Raw genomic sequence first — 20,995 nt, forward strand, 5'->3', positions numbered from 1 at the left:
CCTAATTTTATACAGTCAGTGGTAAACAAATTCGTGAGCGTTATCAGATTAATGGTAAACGAATTGATGATCACTAGTGGTAAAGAAATTCATGAGCGAGTGGTAAACTTTTTCATTGACATTCACATAGTCGCTTCCATTCGACTAAACATTGCCTCTAACTTCTCAGCGATGGTGGATTCAAGAGTATATGAACTAACATTAGGAGAATCAAAACGCTCTAATTGCGTTGGTATATTTATAGTGTCTATTTGAGGAACTACGACATCACCTATGCCAATATCGATGTCAAATGGCGTCCTTGTGTTCAAAATTTTAGCCACAACCTTCAGTCTAATCCCAGGATACTCTTTTTGTTCAGTGATTCTCTCTACTGATTTTATCTGTAAGTCAATAAAACTGTTGTCTGTTTTAGTTTTAATGATATCATCAATCATGACTTTCATTTCATCTGTATCATTTGATACATGGTTCCCTAAAAAGTCAATATCCATTGTTGGTCTACCGTCTAGATCATTGAATGCAATTGGTAAGACAACTTTTTCTTTTTTGATTCATTCTTCAATCTTTGTAAAATCGACTTTTCATTCATCATTACATCCACAACCCTATGATTCGATCAACTTTTTTCGTTATGTTCATTATTTTTGCATAATCTAACAACTTTGTTATCCTTTTCTTTGGATCTCTTACATATGCAAAAATGGCTTTATTAAAAACTTCTTTGTCCATTTTGTTTTCATAACGGATTACATCACAAATTGTTCTATCTCTGTCAAAAATCGATATTGTATGTCCTTCATACTCAGCAGTGCATCTTCCAAGCTCAACGTATGCATCTATCAAGAAGTAAAACTGCATGATTGGATAATCAATCTTATACTTAGATTTGGAATTGTTCTTACTAACTGCAATATGCCATGCATTGGGAACCCTATCTGTATACCCATAGATGAATAAAGCCGACTCCAAACAGACTACCCCTTCTGGATATAGTTTGTTAATTATTGCAGCTTCCGATACAGGCAAATCATCAATCCATTCATAATATCCCGTTTTAACTTTTCCAACATAGCCTAACTCTATCAACTTATTTAAAGTAGTATTATGATATCCTCGGGAAGTAAAATCAGACAGTTTGATAATTCCTCCATGCTTTTCAAATATTTTCTTATACTCTTCAATGTTCATGTTAATTTCTCCTCTTTAAAATTCTTAAGCGGGTTCAATTACATTCTACAGCATATATACACATCTGTATAGTAAAAAGAACCTCTCGAAAATTCCAGAGAGGACTTTTTAACAAACAAACGAAATATGGCTTAAGTACAGAATTCAACATTCTATACTTAGTTGGAAACATGGGATATTCAAGGTTTTCCTTTATATGAACAAGAACCCCTAAGTAAAACTTAGGAGTTCCAATACTTCTGGCACACCATGAGGGACCAGGGCCCCCGATGAACAGAATCAGCTATTCTTTTCTATAACGTTCTATATTTTCTGTAACGTATGAAACAACTCGGTTTTTAGGCCATAATTTCTGTATAAACAGATATCAATCTATAACTTTGTTGGGAAAATGTTGGGAAGTATCCAGCTTAGCATTAGTGATCATAAGTATTTAAACTTACTGTAAAAGTCGTTCCATTTTCCTCATCACTGGTTACAGTAATCTTACCTTCATGCATTTTAACAATTTCACTGGCTATGGTAAGTCCAAGTCCATAGCTATTTTCTTTTCTAGTTCTTGATTTATCTACCATGTAAAACCTATCAAAAATGCTATCAATTTCTTCTTTTGGTATCAATCGACCAAAGTTGTTTACAGTGAGTATCACTTTACTAGGAGATTTCTTCAAGCTGAATGTTGTAATTGTCTTTTTATCCGAATACTTCATGGCATTATCTAATAAGATAATATTAAGTCGTTTTAAATGACTATAACTACCTTTCAAATAAATATCGGAATCAATGTCCATAGAAAGCTCTTTTCCTGCATCATAGAAGACGGTTTCAAATGACATGGTACTTTCAAATGCAAGATCACTCATTGAAACTTTTTCGAATGGTATCTGTTCAACACTGAAATCTAATTTCGTCAACATCAATAAATCTTCTATCAATGTTTGCATATGTTTCACTTCACTATTTATATTCTCAACCCATTTCTGTTTTTTTTCTTCAGGATTACTGGATAAAAAGGATGTGTTTGCTCGAATAACTGTTAAAGGGGTCTTGAGTTCATGAGAAGCATCCATAATGAATTGCTGCTGTTGTTTCCAAGCTCTCTCAACAGGTTTAACAGCTATATATGATAGATACAAACTTGCCACAAAAAATACGATTAAAGAACTTCCAAGTATTAGAAAATAACTTCTAACCTGTCTTTGCATGAAACTTTCCTCATGGGAATAATCGATAAATCCAGTGATGTTGTTATCATACTTTTTATATATGAGACCATAGTCAGTCAAAATACCCTTGTTTTCACTTTTATTATTAGTTGATATTAACAGCTCATATACCATTTCTTCAGTAACTCGACTACTAGGGTCTGTAATTTCTACTAGCTCTGTCGTTTCACTTGTTCTGGTAAAAAAACTAAATACCTTTGACTGGTCATCAATAAATCTATCTTCACTATATGATTTCTCATTATCATCTATTTGTAAACCATCATTCGTATAACCCTCAGCATACAGTTCATCGAGAGCCCTATAGCTATCATTCATCATATGTTGTCTTGAGGATGTAATCAGGCTGACTAGGAGCCCAGTTAAAATCAGGCCTATTAGTGTCATCATAATGATTACAAATCGGATTCTTAGTTTCTTAATCATGGCCTTCCTCCAACTTATATCCTAGCATTCTTACAGCTTTGATATTGATATCTGAGCCAATGTAATGAAGTTTCTTTCTAAGAAAAGACATATATGCCTCAACGTTATTGCTTGTAGCATCAGACTCTTCACCCCATACCTTTATAAGAAATCTTTCCTTAGAAACAACATTCCCTGCATTGGAAACCAAGATCTTCATAACCTCATACTCTTTCGCACTCAGATTGACTGATTTTATACCTTTGGTCATAACAAACGATTTGTTGGATATTTCTATATCACCAAAGCTCAAAATATCTGAAATAACCTCATGACCTCTTCTTGTAATTGCACGCAATCTTGCTAATAGTTCTTCAGGTGCAAAAGGCTTTGAAAGATAATCATCAGCCCCAAAGTCTAACCCTTGAACCTTATCACTGATATCGCCCCTAGCAGTTAACATCAAGACAGGTGTTATGATTTTTTGACTCCTGATGAGCTTAATAACTTCAAAACCATTCATTTTCGGCAACATCACGTCAAGTATAACTGCATCATAGTCACCATTACTCACGTAATACAAACCATCCATACCGTCATAAACCGCTTCAGTGTCATATCCTGAATCCTTTAGTATTTTGCAAAGTGCTTCTGAAATTTTTTTATCATCTTCTATAACTAATATCTTCATATTTCTTCCTTTATTCAACATTCTACTTACAATCCATTTATACCCAAATCCAAATAGAATATGTCCTATATTTTTAAGCTGACTTTCTATATTCATATCATCAATCCTCAAGGGTATACCCTTGAGGATTGATGATACTAAAAGTAATCTAAAATCTTTACTGACTTTCAAGAACTTTAAACTTGCCCATCATACCTTTTTCCTCATGAATCAAAATATGACAATGGTACATATAATCACCTGTAAATCTGAACTTAACTTGGAGTTTCATAGATTCATTCGGTCTTAAATAGATGGTGTCTTTCCATCCAGTCGTTTTATAATCACTTGCTTCGCCATCGATTTCAACCACCAAGAACTGTGCATTGTGGATATGAAAGGAATGATTTTCGTCGTCTATGTTGTTCACTTCAAAGTAGTAAATTTCATCCTTGATAAACTCTTCATTATAGACTGCAGGATCAAAGGGGGTGTTATTGATGATGTTTCTTCCTAAGTCAAAAGTATGAGTAGTGGCTTGATTTGAATAGGTCTCATATGGTGTTGTCTCAACCAACATTTCTGGTATTGAAATCGTTTCTGTAGATTCACCAGTAACCCTTAAGCTGAGAACGATTTGCCCGTTAGCAATTACTTCAACTTGATCTCCTACTCTTTTATCAGATAGATCAATTAAAAACTCAATTCTTTGTCCCGCTGCGATTTCAAAACTGTCAGCTTCTTGTGGTGCTTCTAAGAGACCACCATCTGTACCAATGACACTTACTTTACTGCCATCATTCGTGAATATATCCATAATACCATGATTGCTACCATTCAAAGTCCTGAATCTTATCACTTCGTTTTTCACTTCAAGATAGGGTCTGTTATAACCATTGGTCATGATTGCAAAACCTTCTGTTGTATCTGAATTCGAACCCTTACCGTCTTCAAAATTTAGCTCAGAATGATTTTTATTATGAACCGCTCTAGTATTTTCAGTGTTTACCCTTTTGTCTTGATTATCAGTGTCTAATGATTGACCATGGTCAATTTGCCCTTCAGCATCAAACAACTTAGCCTGTAGAACCAATGGAATATCATTTAGACCATAGTCAGTAGGCAAGTCAATATCCTTTATTGCTTCATCTTCAATGATTATCAATCCTGCTAAGCCCTCATAAGCTTGTGATGCCGTAAATCCCATGGCATGAGGATGATACCATATGGTCGTTGCTTGTTGATCCACTGCCAATTCATAGGTTTTTGATTCACTAGGCTTAACGATAGCAACGCTACCAGCTGCTCCATCATTTTTTCCAGTTACTTCAAGGCCATGCCAATGGACTGTCGTATTTTCACTTAGATTATTGGTTATTGTGGGATAAAATGTACTGCCTTTTTGTAACTTTATTGTCTTACCCAAATACCCCTGATTATTGTAACTTTTTGTTTTAGAAGTATAACCTTCAAAGAACTCAAACCCAGTCTCATCTACAGTGATCTCAAATGATGAGCCATCTTGCGTCATATCCACAAGTTCTGGAATAAGGAGTGGTCTCTGATTTTCATTGTTTTCTGGTAACTCTGTTGCATATCGTCTTTCTTCTTCATTTCTAAATAAATCAAAATCTCTACCACGCATGATGAGCATAGCGACAATTATCAATAAAATTAGAATGATCACCACTAATAACACAGTAATTTTTTTCATTTTTAAACCTCCTATTTAGCAGTCTTAAATAAATCATTATTTGATTCATCTGTCTTTTTTCTAATAATGTTAGGTATTCTCAGCCCCTTCGTATAGTTAATTGAGCCCTTAACCTTACACACATCTATACAATCCATACAAGAAATGCAAGTAATATCATTTACAATTTCGCTCTTCATCAGATCTACTTGCATTGGACATTCTTTATTACACTTTTTACAGGATACACAATTTGATGTTCTCTTGATTCTAAAGATTCTTAAAGATGAAAACAGACTGTATTCTGCACCTTTTGTACATAAGTACTTACAGTAAAACCTTTCATTGAAAAGGGATGCTCCTACTAACAAAATAAAAACAAGTAGTGATAAAATAGTATCAACTTCACCTACTAATAGATTGGTGAAAGTTCTTCTAGGTTCTAAACCAAAAGTCGCCAGACCATTGATGCCAAAAGGTAAAAAAGCAATAAAGTATAATAAGTATCTAGAATACTTCAGATATTTGTGTACTCCAGGTTTAAACTCGAGTTTAGGTAATCCTATAAATCTGCCCAACTTGCCCATAATATTTTGTACAAAACCTAAGGGACAAAACCAAGAACAAAATATCGGTCCTAGTATTATAGTAGATAAAAGTATTAAAGTAGTGATCAAGGGATTTCTATTCAGTCCTAAGTATATTAAATAAATCCATACCAAAGTTGTAATTGTTCTAATAACAAGTATTTTCTTCATTTATTAAGCTCCTCTATTGTAGATTATATTTTTCTCTCTATCATGTACTCATCTTAGCAAATGTAACTGAAAGAAGACTGAAAAAAACTTTCAGGTTTATTTCAGCTTTCTAGATTAAATCATAGTATTTCTTTCAAACTCACAACAGTCAATTTCCTCAACCATCATAGTCGAGGGTACAACCGGATAAAAGGGTTGCAAATAGTGAGGTCAAGAGTTCGTAGATACAATTAGAGATTTCTTTTCCCAACACATTCCCAACTTTCAAAACAATGAAATATCACTTATTTGAGCAAAAACTACAAGAACCCCTAAGTAAAACTTAGGAGTTCCAATACTTCTGGCACACCGTGAGGGACCAGGGCCCCCGACGAACAGATTCGCGGTCCCATGTTCCTTCTTCTGTTTTGATCTGAAGCTACTAAGCGAGGATTATAAGCAAAAGACGAAGTCAGGGCGACTTCGTCTTTAATCTTCTGATCTTCTATCCCTCTACTTACTCAACTCAATACGCCTTGCAAGACTTCCCGTACAGGCTATGAACACCGATGCGATCAAGAGGTTGATGCCGAATACGGCAAGCACTGTCCAAAATACGGATTCTGTCATCGCACCAACAACTCCTGCTGCAACTCCTGTAGGAAGTGCGACTAAGAGCATCTGCACCATCTTGATGAAGGGCATCATGACAGCGGCATCTGTCGGGTTTTGGAAGAATACTTTTGAAAGGATGTTGCTGTACAAGAGGATGATGTAGAACACAAGCTGCAGTCCGACCATCACTCCCAGCACTAAAGGTTCCACCCCTTTGGTGAACATGAGAATTCCGTTGAAGATCAGTACGTTGAGCACCAGGCGGGTGATAGCGAGCCTATGCATTGAAAAGAGCTTGAGGCTGTTCTTTTCTGGAATCATGATGAACCTTGCTGTCAGGAAGTCTTCCTCACTTTTGTTGGCTGCTGCGACGATGAGCAGCAAGTAGGCGTAGACACCGTTTAGCACGTAGGCGAACCAGTAATGCTCGCCGCCTGTGATCATGTTGTAGATCACCACGCCGACAGCCGCCAGGATCACCGCTAATTCATAAAAGCCGAATAAGTGATGCAGGTCCGACTTGTTCTTGATGACCTTTTCCTTCCAGTAGTAGGCGCTATGTCCTGTCTCGCTGCTCATCACTACTGACCGGCGCGACTCGAACCATTTGAAGCTGAACTGAAGCTTGTTGCCTTCCCTTTGGCGTTTACGAAGCCTTGTCATGTTCACAGTTCCATCGTAAACATCCTCATAATAATCGTCGGCAAGATACAAGCAAAAGCCTACAATCAGGAGTACACTGACAGCATACATCAAAGCGATCAGTTCGATACCGGCTACCCGGTAATTGTAACAGAGCAGAATCAGCGCTTTGGACCATCCTGCAAACGGAACCCAGTTGAGCAGGTCGCTGTTCATCATTTGTATGATATTGAAGCCCGACCGGTAAAAAACGTAAATCGCCGGAAGCACCACCACGCTCATCATGAGGCTCTGCGAAAGCATGACGGGTACTTTGCCTTTTAACCTTACCGAAATAAAGGTCATGGGCTGCAGTAAGAGGAAAAGTACAAGAATTCCCAAGGCACCGCTCAGCATATCAAGCACTCCCGCGCCGCTTGCGATCATCTTTCCAGAAAGGAACAGCATCATGAAGGCGATGAGCAGAACATTGCTGTACATCGATTTGATGAGCGAGGCCGCGAAGATGGTCCTTGGCGATATCGGCGAGGTGAAGGTGATGTTAAGGTCAGCAGGTTTGAAGAGGCTGAACAGTTCTTTTTTTGTGGTTCCCACATTCATGATAAGCATCATAAAAAGAAGCCCGAATGCAAAGCTGTTCACCATCGTATAGGACATTTCACCTTGCGAGTCGCTGGCGTTTATTCCATTGATCCAAACCATGAATCCCGCATACAGGAAGTAGAAGAAAAAGATAAGAATCCTTTTGGGATGGTTTCGCATGTCGACAAAGTAATTCTTAAACTGTATGAAGTCTTTTTTTAGCAGCAGTCCCAGGCTAGGCATCTTTGGTCACCTCCAGGAAGAGTTCTTCAAGGGATGCCTCCGAGGTGCCCATTTTGGATCTTAGTTCATCTGGAGTCCCCGCCGCGACCACATGACCGTCTTTTAAGACAAGCACCTTGTCGCAAGTGGATTCTATCGTGTCTAGAAGATGCGTGCTCACAAGAACGGCGCATCCGTCTTTTGCGAGTTCCCTCATCACAGCTTTCGTCTCTTTGATGGCTTTTGGGTCAAGACCGATCATGGGTTCGTCGAAAAGGACCACCTTGGGCTCTGTGACTAGTCCCATACATATGGACAGCTTCTGCTTCATACCCTTTGAGAGTTCCTTGGCGAGCTTGTCTTTTTTGTCGGACATCTCAAATCGGTTCAGTAGCGATTCGGCCTTGGGTTCCCAGTCTTTCAGGCGATAGGCCTTGGCGATAAAGACCATATGCTCCCACACCGTCATCAGCTCGTAGGCTTCCGGAACCTCTGGGATATAAGCCATCAGCCTTTTTGCCATAAGAGAGGTGTTCACTTGACCGTTAACGGTGATTTCACCCTCTGTGGCGCGGATAAGCCCTGCGATACATTTGATTGTCGTGGTCTTCCCTGCACCGTTCGGACCGAGTATTCCCATCACTTCACCTTGCTGAATTTCAAAATCGATGCCATTGACAGCATCTGTCTTTTTATAATGTTTTACCAATTTCATCACTTTTAACATAAAAATCCTCCTTAATCAAAAAGAGTATAGCACACTGGCAAACGCTTTAAAGATTCTCAGAGGATATTTAAGGTTAATTTAAGGTTGCATCCTACGATTCGTTTATCCTACTTTACTGCAATCCTTCAAGTACGAACTCGACCATCTTGACCCACGGGTCATCAAACGGGACCGTCTCATAGTAACTGCGATTACACTGGATGATCTCTTCTTTTGTCATCCATGTCGGCTGTATTCCTGAAGCAATCTCTCTTGAGGACAGTTTCAGATCCACTTGCCCGTCGTGTATGTCGCAGCGGTAGAAGTGCATTTCGGATTCATAGAGGGCGTCGTGGTCGAATCTGTCTACTTTTCTTGTGACCGCTCTCCCAAGATACTTCATTTCTCCTCGTTTTTGATAACCTGTCTCTTCGGTTAGTTCCCTTGCGGCGGCCTCAGCAAAGCTCTCGCCTTCTTCCACGGCACCGCCTGGAAACATGACATACCCTCTTTTTGTAGCGATCATAAGGAATCGCCCATTTAGCTTGGTGACTGCGATGGCTGAGACTCTCTTACTTATCGCTTTTTTATCGTCTGCCGCTATTCCCCAAAATCGATCGAACGTCATTTTTGTCCTCCTACATTCCATTTCCTTTATTATACAATAGTTTATGCTTTCTCCATATAAAAAGTCAGTCCAAGACTGAGTCTTTGACTGACCATATGTTTTCTATTTAAGTTTTTTTATCATGGTGATTGCCGGTGGTACCTCTTCGTATTTTTCAAAACCGAACCGTTCGTATAATCGTACGCTCGGATTGTTGGGATTTACGCTTAGTGAAACCTGATCATAATTTGCTTTTAAGTCCTTGAGCATCTTCACCATCAGTTCCGTTCCGATACCTTGGTTTCTAAAGGTCGGTGAAAGCGCAATGTTGAGTTCCGGCGTCTTTTGATCCACATAACCCCAGCACTTGTCATCCTCATCAAACAGCCTGATCCAGACGGCTCCAAGTGGTTGGTTTTCCTCGCTTAGAGCAATCAGTCCGTAGTCGCCTTCCTTTTCGCCCCAGTGCTGCATGTACTTTTTTAGCTCATGCAGTTCTTTCATCTCTCTAGCAGGTGGCATTTCCTCACGTGCCACAAAGATGGCATTGTAAAGCAAATCCCAAAGATACGCTTCATATTCAGGTCTGAGCTCTTTTATGATGTACTTCATGATAAACCTCTCTATTCGATAACACTTTCAATTTCTAAGTGGACAAGTCTTGATAGATCATACTCGATACGTTTATTATCCTTCATGATGCTGATAATAGGCTTATGAGGTTGCTTCTTCTTAACGTCAATGACCGTAGCTTCATCACCATTGTTCAGCTTCACTCGAGTCCCTGGTGGATAAATGGCGATATGTGCCAAAAATCCTGCTAAAACATTGTATTTTATCTGTTGACCGACTCCCTCCCTTAAAATAGAAACCGCTTGCGTCACTGGGATACAGTTCTTATACACTCTCTCTGAAATGAGCGCGTGAAAAATATCCGCTACCGTTACAATGTTCACATAATCGTCGATTTCCTTCTCTAACAGTCCGCCTTCATATCCCTTTCCATCCAGCCGTTCATGATGCTTCAAAATGATATTCTTCGCATAGGCTGTGATTCGCCTGTCGCTTTTAACCATCTCATAACCGTAAGTGACATGTTTTTTTACTTCTGCAAGTTCTTCCGGTGTCAGGCTTCCTTTTTTGTTGAGTATCTCATCAGGAACCTGTACTTTGCCTATGTCATGCAAGATGGCACCCATTCCAATATGTTTGACCATACTTTCGTCATATCCCAGCGCCTGGGCGGTTAGCATGGACAGCACGGAAACTTCTACGCTATGTCTATAAGTATACGCGTCCGAACCCATTAATACCACCATATAATACATTAAATGGTCATTATTAAACATCGCGGCATACAAGTCATCTACAACCGCTTCGAATTTTTCGGTTTCGAGCACTGGATGTGCTTGGCCTTCCTTCAGCTGGTGTTGACCTCTTTTCATATCCTTGAACACCTGCTTTACGGCCCCGATGCTTTTTATCATGGTCTCATCGCTGATCAGTGGGTTGATAGGCAAATCATCAGTATGATCCGATATGTAGACTCTAGAATAGCCTAGCTTTTCTAGCTTATCGATGATCGAGCTCGTCAGGACGGTTCCTCTATTGACCATTCTTCTAAGACCATCATCAAAAAGAGTCCTACCTAACACATCGCCTTCGCGCACATTTGAAATATGCTTTATTCTCATATGATCACCTTTTCAAACCTAAAATCCACCTAAATCCATCTATTTACTAATACCCAATATGAACTAAAAAAACCACGATTACAACTTAATTGTAACCGCGGTTTTACGATTAGTAATGTTTCACTTCACCTGGAACGTGTCCGTTAAGTTCCACTGTCATCGATTCGATCACAACATCATCAAGCGGCCTGTCTCTTCCATCCACCTGCACCTTTGCCACTGCATCGACAACATCTTGACCTTCTGTCACTCTACCAAAAGCTGCATAGCTTCCATCAAGGTGTGGAGTGTCCACATGACAGATAAAGAATTGAGATCCTGCACTGTTAGGTGATTGCGATCTAGCCATAGAAAGCGTTCCTTTTGTATGCTTGATCTTATTGTCAAACCCATTTGCTTTGAACTCGCCATAGATATTGTGTCCTGGACCGCCCATACCTGTTCCATCCGGGCAACCGCCTTGAATCATGAAGTTTTTGATGATTCTGTGGAAAATAAGTCCATCATAATACTCTGTTTCAATCAAGCTTATGAAGTTATCAACCGATTGTGGAGCATCCTCTGCGAACAATTCAATTTTAACTACACCCTTGTCTTTGATTTTTAATGTTACTACTGGATTTGACATGTTAATCCTCCTTATGTCTCTTTAATTGATATGATTTAAGTTCCTTATCCTCGTAAGTAAATTTACCAGAGAATAAATCCGAACTATGATAAATGACGTTCAAAAAGATCGGATCGCCTTCCCAGAGTGGCAAATCAAGTAATGATTCATCCTCGATCCAGTGGAGCGAGCCTTCTGATCCTTCTACCAAGTCTCCTTCAAAATCGTAACACTCATAAATAAAACACAGCCAATCCTCGTTTCCGTCAAATACGGGAAAAGCGATATGGCCGCGGTACTTCACTTCGTTGGCGATCAATCCGGTTTCTTCCTTGATTTCTCTCAGAGCGCAGTCTTCAGGCGATTCACCGGCTTCTAGTTTTCCGCCGATGCCGTTGTATTTACCTAGATGATAATCATCTCCACGCTTGTTTCGGTGAAGCATGAGGGTTTTAGAGTCCCTACGTAAATAGATCAGCGAAGCGACAATCATCTTATTTCCTCTCGGATGACTGAAAAACCCATTGAAACACAGCGTCTTTCAAATCCCTCATAATGAGGATTGATATCCACCCATAATTGCTTATAGCCCATTTTGGCATAATGCTGGGCAACCCGCTGGACAAGATAGGTTCCAAGCCTTCTTCCTCTAAAATCCTCTGTAACCCCAAGTGAAGTTATATACGGCGTATCTTCCGCGATATAACTTACGATGAAGCCCACATAGGATTTCAGTGATTTATGATAGATGAGAAAAACACCCTCAGAATAGAAGCCTTCAAACTTGTCCCAAAGTTCTCCCCATGCCCTGAGGTTGAAACATCTCGAGTAAATTTGAGGAACAATCTCATGGTGTATCATCGGATCGTATTGTACGAGTTCGAATCCCTCAGATAATGGTACTAAATCTACAAGTATGTCGCTCACTTGACTAGCCATTGTATGTTTACGTATCATCTCTTACATCCTCATCCACTATAAAGTGTTTATCCGCTATACATATTTTCCGTTTACATAGATGCTGACTAATTCGACTCCGATATATAATGAAAGCGCCATTGTCATGATCGGATAGTAAAACGGATCTTTCAGAATACCGATGACATACATGATAGCAATCCCGCCGATCGCGCTAATCAGATGTTTGACGACATAGAACCTTTTTACAACGACAGGATTCTTGATCTGTACGTTTTGATGCTGATTGTGCAGCGGACTTTTCTTAAGTACTAGTATTTTGTATAGCCCCGTTACGCCGATAAAGGTCATATACAGACTTGCAACTAAATAAAGATACATGTGTGTCCCTCTTTTCTAATTTTTATATCTTCTTTATTATACGTTATCCCACCCTTTAAAAAAAGCTATTCTTCCTTCATTTTTCACCGACGAATCTTTCTAGAAGATGGGCTATCGTCCATACGACCACTTGAAAACCGCTCATTCCAAGAACAAAGAGAATCATGTCTTCATAAGGCGACAGAAGACTCAAATCATTAAAAAAACGAAACAATGCAACAATGACCACAAGCCACGCCAGCGTGCTGTGAAAAGAAGCTATCTTAAGATAGTCTACGGGTTTATTCTTTCGATAATAAAAAAAACTGGCTATAATAAGTATCGCGCATGAAATCAATAGACTTTTCATTGTATTTCTCCTTTGCGGCAGACATGTTTTTCCCTTATTCTACAAATAGTATACAAAAAAAAGCTGACTTAGTCAGCTTTAGTATCTACTTCTACAGTCGCATCTCTGCCATGCGCACTCTTGCAGTTTAACCAACAGTTCACCAGCTTCGCCTACAAAGTCCTTTGGTAAATGCATGAAGTCTTCCCGTTCATAGGCGTCCAACTCAACTAACAGTTTTTTTGCTTTATAAAGATTCATGCAGTTGTCTTCTAAATCGCAGTCTTCACAACAGAATTTGTCCTGATGTCCCACCATAAAAGTTTGAAAATCGCGAACCACTTCTAACATTTCATCACTCCTTTTTGACTTTTTTACCCCAAAAGAGCGCTGTAAAAACTTATTTTTCAATTTGATCGAGAACCGATTTGATTTTTAGGTCCATAAAGCTTTTTTCGTTCGTCAAAAACATTAGCTTTCCGGCACTAGTGACATTATCAAGATCGTCGCCGTACATGACCTTTACGGATTCAAACAGCTTTAAGAAACTTTCATACGAGTAGGCCTTCGTCGAGATCAGTTCAAGCAGTATCTCCTCATATCTGCCGCGGTACTTCTCCACTGCCAGTATCTTATCCGCTAGCGGGTGGCTGTAATCGACGCCCATGAATATGCTTGCAAGACTTCGCCACTCGTAGATATCTTCTGTCGCTATGCCTTCGTATCCTCCAAAGCTCTCACCATCCCACCCGTATCCGAGTGAGTTATCAAAGTCATACGGAAAAAAGACCACTTGTCCGTCGGGCTTGAAGTAAAGGTAATAATTGTTCCCCATGGCCCTATAGTCGTCCGGGGACCCGATCAGCACGGTGACGGCGAAGGCTTTTAAAAGCACATCCACATCCAAGGTCTTGTCGATATAGTCTACAAACGCTTCGCCCTCGAGCCGGTTCAAATGATCGATGAAGTCGTAAAGCTCTACGTGTGTCACTGAATCGGTGTTGGTTATCAGATCATAGGCTGGCCTGTAGTTTGATTCCCAGTCCTTGATACCCACAGCCATGGGGTTGATGATCGGCATCAGGGTCGCCGGTCCGAAGTCCTGCCAAAGGGCCCTGTAAAGGTTTCCGTCATTGAGCTTCGTGCCATACTGATTGGTCAGGAAGCCTTTATTGACCGATTCGATGACGGTATAGACCCCGTAATCGAGTTCCCGCCCGTCCACATGAACCGTAAGGGTAGTCAGGGTGATTTTCGGTGCTGGAACACCAAGCTGCCTTAAGAGGTCATAGGCGTATTTTTCATGGACAAAGGAACGGTCGCTTTCCATATTGGACTTCAGCGCGAGCTCGTTCACCCCTAGAAACGTTCTTTGTCCAAGCTGCTTGTAGGCTTCGCTTGCGACCCTTTCATCGAGCGTCCAGTCGAACTTCAATTTGAAGTGGCTTCGCCTGAGAACACCCTCATGGTTTTCTGGTATGAGCCTTGTGGTGTTCCCTTTGGTCCTGATGCCGATCCGATCTATCTCAAACTCACCGTAGTCGTCCTTGTATACGACACGCGCGGTCCTATAGGCACCGGTACGCATCCTTGAATCGGTATACCGGTAGCGCATCATATCCTTGCCCATGCCAAGCCACTCTTCTTCTGTGATGTAGATATGCAGTTCATGTTTCAACTCATCGTTAAAAATCCTACCGAAGCCCTCGTCTGTCCGTTTTGTCACCGCTTCCACAGAAGTGATCGGAGTGATCGGCTTCTCGTTCAGGTAGAGGGTGCCTACAACCGCTAAGAGGATGAGGATAAGCGTATAGGCTACCGCTGTGCGTTTCACATTCATAAGCTGCTCCTAGTAAAGCTGGTTTGTATTCACACCGATTAGTGATGCAGATTTTACTCCCGGGATGGATTCGATGACCGAGATGATCCCACTCGACTGCTTTTTCAGGCGAATCTCCATGGTCAGCTCCCGCTTTTGATCCAAAGCCACTTCACTTCTAAATCTGCTGCTCTTTGCGTGGATGGACATAGCCGTCTCCACATCGCTTCTTGCGCTATCTGATTCGAAGATGACGACCAAGAGGTAGAGCGTCGAATCAATCGCCATTCTGCTTAGGCCAAACAGCGCGGCACCTATGCTGATGACTCCCAGTACCGCAAGTAAGAAGAATCCTGCGCCAATGGCGATACCGATCGAGATCGCCCAAAACATATAGATGATGTCAATGGGTTCCTTTACAGCCGTCCTGAATCTTACGATACTTAAGGCGCCCACCATACCAAGCGATAATAGCAGGTTGGAGGTGATCGTAAGAATCATCAGGCAGGTAATCATCGTAAGCGCGACAAGCGTGATGGCCAGCTGGTTGACATAGGTGACTCCCGAATAGGAGGAACGATACACAAGATAGATGATATAGCCTGCGATAAAGGCCATCGCCATCGCAAGAAGAACCCCTTCAATGCTGAGGCCTCCGATGGTTTGTGATTGTAGCAGTTGTGACTTTAGCAAATCCATAATCGTCGTCATGATTTCTCCTTAAATTTGGCGGCTGGTCGCATATTTCGACCAAGCGGTCTTGATTCCCACATCGCTTATGATTCTTTGAATATGCCAAGGCAGGCTTTCGTTGAACTTCACTTCGAATATCACGGTGTTCTCGTCGCTTATCGCAGCGTAGGCGCAGTCCCCGAACAAATGGGGCCTGAAATTCGTAGACGCCCGAAGCTGTCTGTCAAAGGTGATGCGCCCACCCTCGCATGGGATGATAAAGGCCTTTCTTTCATACGTCACAACCTTCACCGGTATCAGCCCCTCACCGTGTATGCCTGGCAGCCACTGTGACACGATCGAAGGCTTGACTAACATCAGGTCGTATTCCTCCCTTGTGATCTTCCTTCTGTGCTTGAGAACATAGTCACCCTTTTTCTGTTTGCTTTCCAGATAGAGCTTTTCCTTGTCGTCATTGTAATACCTGAGTCTTAGTTTGGGTCTTTTATCTTCTCCGTCGTTTTTCTCCCATAGATGAGAATCAAAACGGTCGTCAAAATATAAACTTGTCACCTGATAGCTTCCATCTGTGCCGGTGTGGCTGTCAGGGGCGCATACAAGTGACAAAAGCTTGATCAGCAGCTCAGACCTTTCTACATCCAGCTGATATTTCAGTTCCTTTCGCATGATTCCTCCTTGTATAATGAACACCTCTTATTTAATTACACCAAAATGGAGGAGGTTAATCAAATTAGACATTTGTGAAAATCTGCGCCCGCTGGTCCTCTAACCTTGACGGTCAGACGGATAATTGCAAAAAAAACTGTTACTGGCGCTTAAGCGACGTGTAACAGCTTTAGATCTTGATTTATTCAGTTAACTTACTTCAATTTCTTCTTTTTCTTCTTGGGTGAGCCCACTTTGTGCTTCAGCCAGTGCTGCTCGGTCATCTGTCTTTCAAAACGGATGTCCCAGCCTCTTTCTTCAAACAAGTCGTTAAAGAGATCCCAAGCCTTATACTTGCCTTTACGGTTTGTGGAAGACACCGGTATGATAAGTCTATTGTCGACGATGTTAAGCGTCTCTCTGATGACATTCAGCTTACCCATCAGCTCGCTGTTTTTCAGCTTATCGAGCTTTGTGCAGAACACATACCCCGAAAACCCGGCTTCTCTGATATAGTCATACATCATGATGTCATGGGCGTTGGGTTCGTGGCGAATATCGACCAGAAGAAAAACTTCCAGCAGATTTTCACGATTCTCAAGATAGGCCTCGATGTATTCTCCCCATCTTTCTTTTTCGGTCTTTGCAACACGGGCGAAACCGTAACCGGGTAAGTCTACGATTCGAAACTTGTCATCTACACTGAAAAAGTTGATTGTTTGAGTCTTACCAGGTCTTCCACTTGTTCTAGCCAAATTATTTCTTCCAAGTAGCATATTAAGCAGTGACGATTTACCGACATTCGATCTGCCCGCGAAGGCTAGTTCCGGCATATCCGCTTCTGGATACTGGTCTGGTTCAACGCAACTGATTATAAATTCACTTGATTTAATCTTCATTTTTCTCGTCCTTCATAATTGGAGCTGTAAGTGCTATCTTAAGCACTTCATCCATGTGTTTTACAGGATAGAACGTAAGTTTCTTACGTACTTCCGAAGGTATTTTCTCGATATCCTTTTCATTGTCATGTGGAAGGATGATCGTAGTGATGCCGACTCTTGCAGCCGCAAGCACTTTTTCTTTTAATCCACCGATCGGCAGCACTCGGCCCCTAAGTGTGATTTCTCCAGTCATGGCGACATGATGGTCTACAGGAATCCCAGTAAGTGCTGAAGTAACCGCTGTAGCCATGGTGATGCCAGCCGAAGGTCCGTCTTTTGGTGTGGCGCCCTCAGGTATATGGATATGGATGTCCTTGACCTTATGGAAGTCCTCGTCAATGCCGAACAGTTCAGCGCGCGATCGGATGTAGCTGATACCGGCTTGTGCCGATTCCTTCATCACATCACCCATCTGCCCTGTCAGTTGAAGTTTACCCGTGCCTCGCATCGGTGTCACTTCGATCTGAAGCGTCGTTCCACCTACAGAAGTCCACGCAAGACCGGTCACAACACCGACCTCGTCAATTTTAGACATCTCGTCGTCCCTAAAACGCACAGGTCCCAGGAACTGATGAAGGTTCTGTCTTGAAACGCTGACAGACTTGACTTTCTTTTCAACAATACGCGTCACAGCTTTTCTGCAGACCGTACCAACTTTTCTTTCAAGGTCACGCACGCCTGCTTCACGTGTATATCCGTTAATCACTTCTTTAAGTGTTTCTTTGCTTAGCTTGAACGTGTCGCTTGTCAATCCATGCTCTTTCATCTGCTTAGGAACCAAATAGCGCTCTGCGATCTTTAGCTTTTCAAACTCCGTGTAGCCTGTGATCTGAATGACTTCCATTCTATCAAGAAGCGGTCTTGGAATAGTGCTAAGCGAGTTCGCTGTCGTGACGAACATGACATTCGAAAGATCAAACGGCACTTCTAGATAATGGTCCATAAAGGAGTTGTTTTGAGCTGGATCAAGCACTTCAAGCAGTGCTGAGGCCGGATCTCCCCTAAAGTCACTCGCAAGTTTGTCGATTTCATCGAAAAGGAAGACAGGATTGTTGACTCCTGTTTCTTTTACTCCAGAAATAATTCTTCCTGGTATCGCACCGATATACGTACGCCTGTGCCCACGGATCTCAGCCTCGTCACGAACGCCACCAAGCGACATACGAGTGAATTTTCTACCCAAGGAACGTGCGATCGATTTGGCGATTGACGTCTTACCGACACCCGGAGGTCCTACAAGACAAATGATTGGGCCTTTGAGGCTCTTGGTCATCTGACGGATTGCCAGGTATTCAAGCACACGCTCTTTCACATCTTTCAGACCGTAGTGGTCCTCATCCAGGATTTCACGCGATAAGGCGATATCAATCTTATCCTTGGTCTGCTTGTTCCAAGGAAGCGATAAGATCCAGTTGATATAGGTTCTAATCACACCGCTCTCTGCAGAACTAGGTGACATCTTGGAATATCTATCTATCTCTTTTTCAATTTTTTCTTTGATATCTTTCGAAATCTTAAGCTTGGCTAGCTGCTCTTTAAAAGCGATGACCTCTTCATCAAAGTCATTCTCGTCGCCAAGTTCCTTTTTTATCGCCTTCAGTTGTTCTTTTAAATAGTATTCCTTCTGAAGGCGGTTGATTTGCGATTTCACCTTTTCGTTGATATCTTTTTCAACTTCTAGGATTTCAACCTCTTTCAGAATCAGTTCATAAATCAGTTCCAAACGCTCCACCACGTCGATGGCTTCTAGGATTTCCTGCTTCTGAGGAATTTTTAAAACCAGGTGGGAAGAAACCACATCTGCAAATCGAGATGGTTCCTCGATGGAGGCGATCGATACGATCACATCTGGAGAGATACGGTTTGACATGCTGATATAGGTTTCAAATGCTGTGATGATGGCGCGCATGAACGCTTCTGATTCCCTTGTCACTTCGTCGGAATCACTTTCAAACACGTTGACAGTCGCACTGATAAACGGATTGTCCTGATCGATACTTACAATTTCAGCCCTATCCACACCTTCAACCAGTACGCGGATCGCATCACCGGGAAGCTTAAGCATCTGCTTGATTTTTGAAACTGTACCTACATTGTAGTAGTCTGCCGAAGTCGGTAGATCGACGTCGATATCCTTCTGTGTACTCAAAAAGATCAGTTGATCCTTGAGCATGGCTTCTTCAAGCGCCTTAATCGATTTCTCTCGACCGACGTCAAAATGCAATACCATATGCGGGAATACAGATAGTCCTCTTAGGGGAATTAACGGCATTTGTTTCTGTGTTTTTTTAGTTCCCATGATTGTCACTCCTTTACTTCATTTTTTAAACCTCTTGCTGATACTAAAAAATACTAAGACCACTGTGTTTAAACAGTGGTCAGTCTACATCAGCTAGGATGCATTTTCTTTATCTTTTTTAATCTTTTTACGCTCAGATAATACAAGTGTGGGAGGCATCTTTTTAGTGATAGCGTCTTCAGTCACCACGCACCTGTCGATATCCTGCCTATCTGGTATTTCAAACATGATGTCAAGCATCGCCGATTCGAGTATGGTACGAAGTCCACGGGCACCAGTGTTCTTTTCAAGCGCTTGTTTTGCAACCGCTCTAAGTGCGCTTTCTTCAAAATCGAGTGTGACACCATCAAGCGTGAAGAGCTTTTCGTACTGTTTTGTCAGTGCGTTCTTCGGTTCGCTTAAGATCTTGAGTAGCGCATCTTCATCAAGCTCACCCAAAGAAACCACAACTGGAACACGACCCACGAACTCCGGAATTAAACCGAACTTCAAAAGATCCTGAGTTTCGACCTGGTTGAACAGGTCTCCGATCTTGATTTCTTTTTTGCTTTGAATCTCTGCTCCAAAACCTAGTGATTTTTGACCTACGCGACTTTGTATGATTTTATCAAGGCCTGCAAAAGCTCCGCCGACGATAAATAAAATATTTGTAGTATCAATTTGAATGAACTCCTGGTGGGGATGTTTTCTTCCGCCTTGAGGAGGAACGCTGGCAACCGTACCTTCAAGCATTTTTAAAAGTGCCTGTTGTACGCCCTCTCCGGAGACATCTCGCGTGATCGATGGATTTTCAGATTTTCGGCTCACCTTGTCGACTTCGTCGATATAGATGATTCCTCGTTCTGCTTTTTCAATATCATAATCAGCTGCTTGAATGAGCTTGAGTAGGATATTTTCAACGTCTTCACCAACGTAGCCGGCTTCTGTAAGCGACGTCGCATCTGCGATTGCAAATGGAACGTTTAGTATTTTTGCTAGCGTTTGAGCAAGAAGCGTTTTACCCGATCCTGTCGGACCGATGAGCAACACGTTACTCTTTTGAAGTTCGACGTCTCCCGTCTTCACCGTAGAGTTAATGCGCTTATAGTGATTGTAAACCGCAACCGCAAGTGTTTTTTTAGCACGTTCCTGACCAATGACATAATCGTCAAGAGTTCCTTTTATTTCACTTGGCTTTGGCAAGTGGTTTAGATCAATATCCATTTCTTGATCGAACTCTTCAGATATGATTTCTTGGCAAAGCTCGATACACTCGTCGCAAATATATACATTTGGACCTGCTATCAATCTTTTTACTTGCTCTTGCGATTTACCGCAAAATGAGCACTTTAAATGTTTTTTGTCATCGAATTTCATGTAAACCACCTCTGACTA

General features: G+C 41.5%; 22 protein-coding genes and 1 pseudogene. All 23 read right to left on the minus strand.

All coding sequences use genetic code 11. The features are described 5' to 3' along the window. Window positions 1-122: 122 nt before the first annotated feature. Window positions 123-554 (minus strand): nucleotidyl transferase AbiEii/AbiGii toxin family protein, encoded by a 432-nt coding sequence (locus tag DWB64_RS18570; RefSeq protein WP_348983871.1) that lies wholly within the window; start codon window positions 552-554, stop codon window positions 123-125. Between the two features lie 40 nt (window positions 555-594). Then, window positions 595-1,191 carry a hypothetical protein gene (locus tag DWB64_RS18575; protein WP_129489723.1) on the minus strand — a complete coding sequence of 199 codons (597 nt, stop codon included), beginning with the start codon at window positions 1,189-1,191 and terminating at the stop codon, window positions 595-597. A gap of 416 nt (window positions 1,192-1,607) precedes the next feature. Next, complete coding sequence (locus DWB64_RS18580) at window positions 1,608-2,843, minus strand: cell wall metabolism sensor histidine kinase WalK (RefSeq protein WP_129489724.1); 1,236 nt, start codon at window positions 2,841-2,843, stop codon at window positions 1,608-1,610. Further along, window positions 2,836-3,609 carry a response regulator transcription factor gene (locus tag DWB64_RS18585; protein WP_348983868.1) on the minus strand — a complete coding sequence of 258 codons (774 nt, stop codon included), beginning with the start codon at window positions 3,607-3,609 and terminating at the stop codon, window positions 2,836-2,838. Before DWB64_RS18585 ends, DWB64_RS18580 begins: the two co-directional genes overlap by 8 nt. 61 nt (window positions 3,610-3,670) lie before the next feature. Further along, a complete protein-coding gene (locus tag DWB64_RS18590; RefSeq protein WP_129489725.1) occupies window positions 3,671-5,206 on the minus strand; it encodes a multicopper oxidase family protein in 1,536 nt (511 codons plus the stop codon). A gap of 11 nt (window positions 5,207-5,217) precedes the next feature. After that, window positions 5,218-5,943 carry a 4Fe-4S binding protein gene (locus DWB64_RS18595; RefSeq protein ID WP_129489726.1) on the minus strand — a complete coding sequence of 242 codons (726 nt, stop codon included), beginning with the start codon at window positions 5,941-5,943 and terminating at the stop codon, window positions 5,218-5,220. Between the two features lie 492 nt (window positions 5,944-6,435). Beyond that, entirely contained in the window at window positions 6,436-8,004 is a 1,569-nt protein-coding gene (locus DWB64_RS18600) for a putative ABC exporter domain-containing protein (RefSeq protein WP_129489727.1), read from the minus strand. Next, the gene (locus DWB64_RS18605; RefSeq protein ID WP_129489728.1) at window positions 7,997-8,710 is read right to left on the minus strand and encodes an ABC transporter ATP-binding protein; all 714 of its coding nucleotides are present in this window, start codon (window positions 8,708-8,710) and stop codon (window positions 7,997-7,999) included. The genes DWB64_RS18600 and DWB64_RS18605 overlap by 8 nt, the downstream gene beginning before the upstream one ends. 112 nt (window positions 8,711-8,822) lie before the next feature. Continuing rightward, complete coding sequence (locus tag DWB64_RS18610) at window positions 8,823-9,317, minus strand: NUDIX hydrolase (RefSeq protein ID WP_164980500.1); 495 nt, start codon at window positions 9,315-9,317, stop codon at window positions 8,823-8,825. Between the two features lie 102 nt (window positions 9,318-9,419). After that, the gene (locus DWB64_RS18615; RefSeq protein ID WP_129489730.1) at window positions 9,420-9,908 is read right to left on the minus strand and encodes a GNAT family N-acetyltransferase; all 489 of its coding nucleotides are present in this window, start codon (window positions 9,906-9,908) and stop codon (window positions 9,420-9,422) included. 11 nt (window positions 9,909-9,919) lie between these two features. After that, window positions 9,920-10,990, minus strand: a complete 1,071-nt coding sequence (locus DWB64_RS18620) for an HD-GYP domain-containing protein (RefSeq protein WP_129489731.1) — start codon at window positions 10,988-10,990, stop codon at window positions 9,920-9,922. Between the two features lie 109 nt (window positions 10,991-11,099). Further along, the gene (locus tag DWB64_RS18625) at window positions 11,100-11,618 is read right to left on the minus strand and encodes a peptidylprolyl isomerase (RefSeq protein WP_129489732.1); all 519 of its coding nucleotides are present in this window, start codon (window positions 11,616-11,618) and stop codon (window positions 11,100-11,102) included. Between the two features lies 1 nt (window position 11,619). Then, on the minus strand, window positions 11,620-12,090 hold the full coding sequence (locus DWB64_RS18630; protein ID WP_129489733.1) for an 8-oxo-dGTP diphosphatase: 471 nt from the start codon (window positions 12,088-12,090) through the stop codon (window positions 11,620-11,622). After that, on the minus strand, window positions 12,087-12,554 hold the full coding sequence (locus DWB64_RS18635) for a GNAT family N-acetyltransferase (RefSeq protein ID WP_129489734.1): 468 nt from the start codon (window positions 12,552-12,554) through the stop codon (window positions 12,087-12,089). The genes DWB64_RS18630 and DWB64_RS18635 overlap by 4 nt, the downstream gene beginning before the upstream one ends. 36 nt (window positions 12,555-12,590) lie before the next feature. Further along, entirely contained in the window at window positions 12,591-12,896 is a 306-nt protein-coding gene (locus DWB64_RS18640; protein ID WP_129489735.1) for a hypothetical protein, read from the minus strand. A gap of 76 nt (window positions 12,897-12,972) precedes the next feature. Beyond that, window positions 12,973-13,245: a hypothetical protein gene (locus tag DWB64_RS18645; protein ID WP_129489736.1), complete on the minus strand. Its 273-nt coding sequence runs from the start codon at window positions 13,243-13,245 to the stop codon at window positions 12,973-12,975. 78 nt (window positions 13,246-13,323) lie between these two features. Next, a complete protein-coding gene (locus tag DWB64_RS18650; protein WP_129489737.1) occupies window positions 13,324-13,575 on the minus strand; it encodes a hypothetical protein in 252 nt (83 codons plus the stop codon). A gap of 49 nt (window positions 13,576-13,624) precedes the next feature. Then, complete coding sequence (locus tag DWB64_RS18655; RefSeq protein ID WP_129489738.1) at window positions 13,625-15,064, minus strand: CotH kinase family protein; 1,440 nt, start codon at window positions 15,062-15,064, stop codon at window positions 13,625-13,627. Between the two features lie 9 nt (window positions 15,065-15,073). Next, a complete protein-coding gene (locus DWB64_RS18660) occupies window positions 15,074-15,754 on the minus strand; it encodes a DUF4956 domain-containing protein (RefSeq protein WP_129489739.1) in 681 nt (226 codons plus the stop codon). Window positions 15,755-15,763: 9 nt separating this feature from the next. Next, a complete protein-coding gene (locus DWB64_RS18665; RefSeq protein ID WP_129489740.1) occupies window positions 15,764-16,402 on the minus strand; it encodes a polyphosphate polymerase domain-containing protein in 639 nt (212 codons plus the stop codon). 278 nt (window positions 16,403-16,680) lie between these two features. Continuing rightward, window positions 16,681-17,280, minus strand: a pseudogene (gene yihA, locus DWB64_RS18670) (ribosome biogenesis GTP-binding protein YihA/YsxC); the annotation flags it as partial. After that, window positions 17,270-19,621 carry an endopeptidase La gene (gene lon / locus DWB64_RS18675; protein ID WP_129489742.1) on the minus strand — a complete coding sequence of 784 codons (2,352 nt, stop codon included), beginning with the start codon at window positions 19,619-19,621 and terminating at the stop codon, window positions 17,270-17,272. The gene lon and the pseudogene yihA, both read right to left, overlap by 11 nt. A gap of 93 nt (window positions 19,622-19,714) precedes the next feature. Further along, the gene (gene clpX, locus DWB64_RS18680) at window positions 19,715-20,977 is read right to left on the minus strand and encodes an ATP-dependent Clp protease ATP-binding subunit ClpX (protein WP_129489743.1); all 1,263 of its coding nucleotides are present in this window, start codon (window positions 20,975-20,977) and stop codon (window positions 19,715-19,717) included. Window positions 20,978-20,995 lie beyond the last annotated feature (18 nt).

This window comes from Fusibacter sp. A1, from assembly GCF_004125825.1.
GTDB lineage: Bacteria > Bacillota > Clostridia > Peptostreptococcales > Acidaminobacteraceae > QQWI01.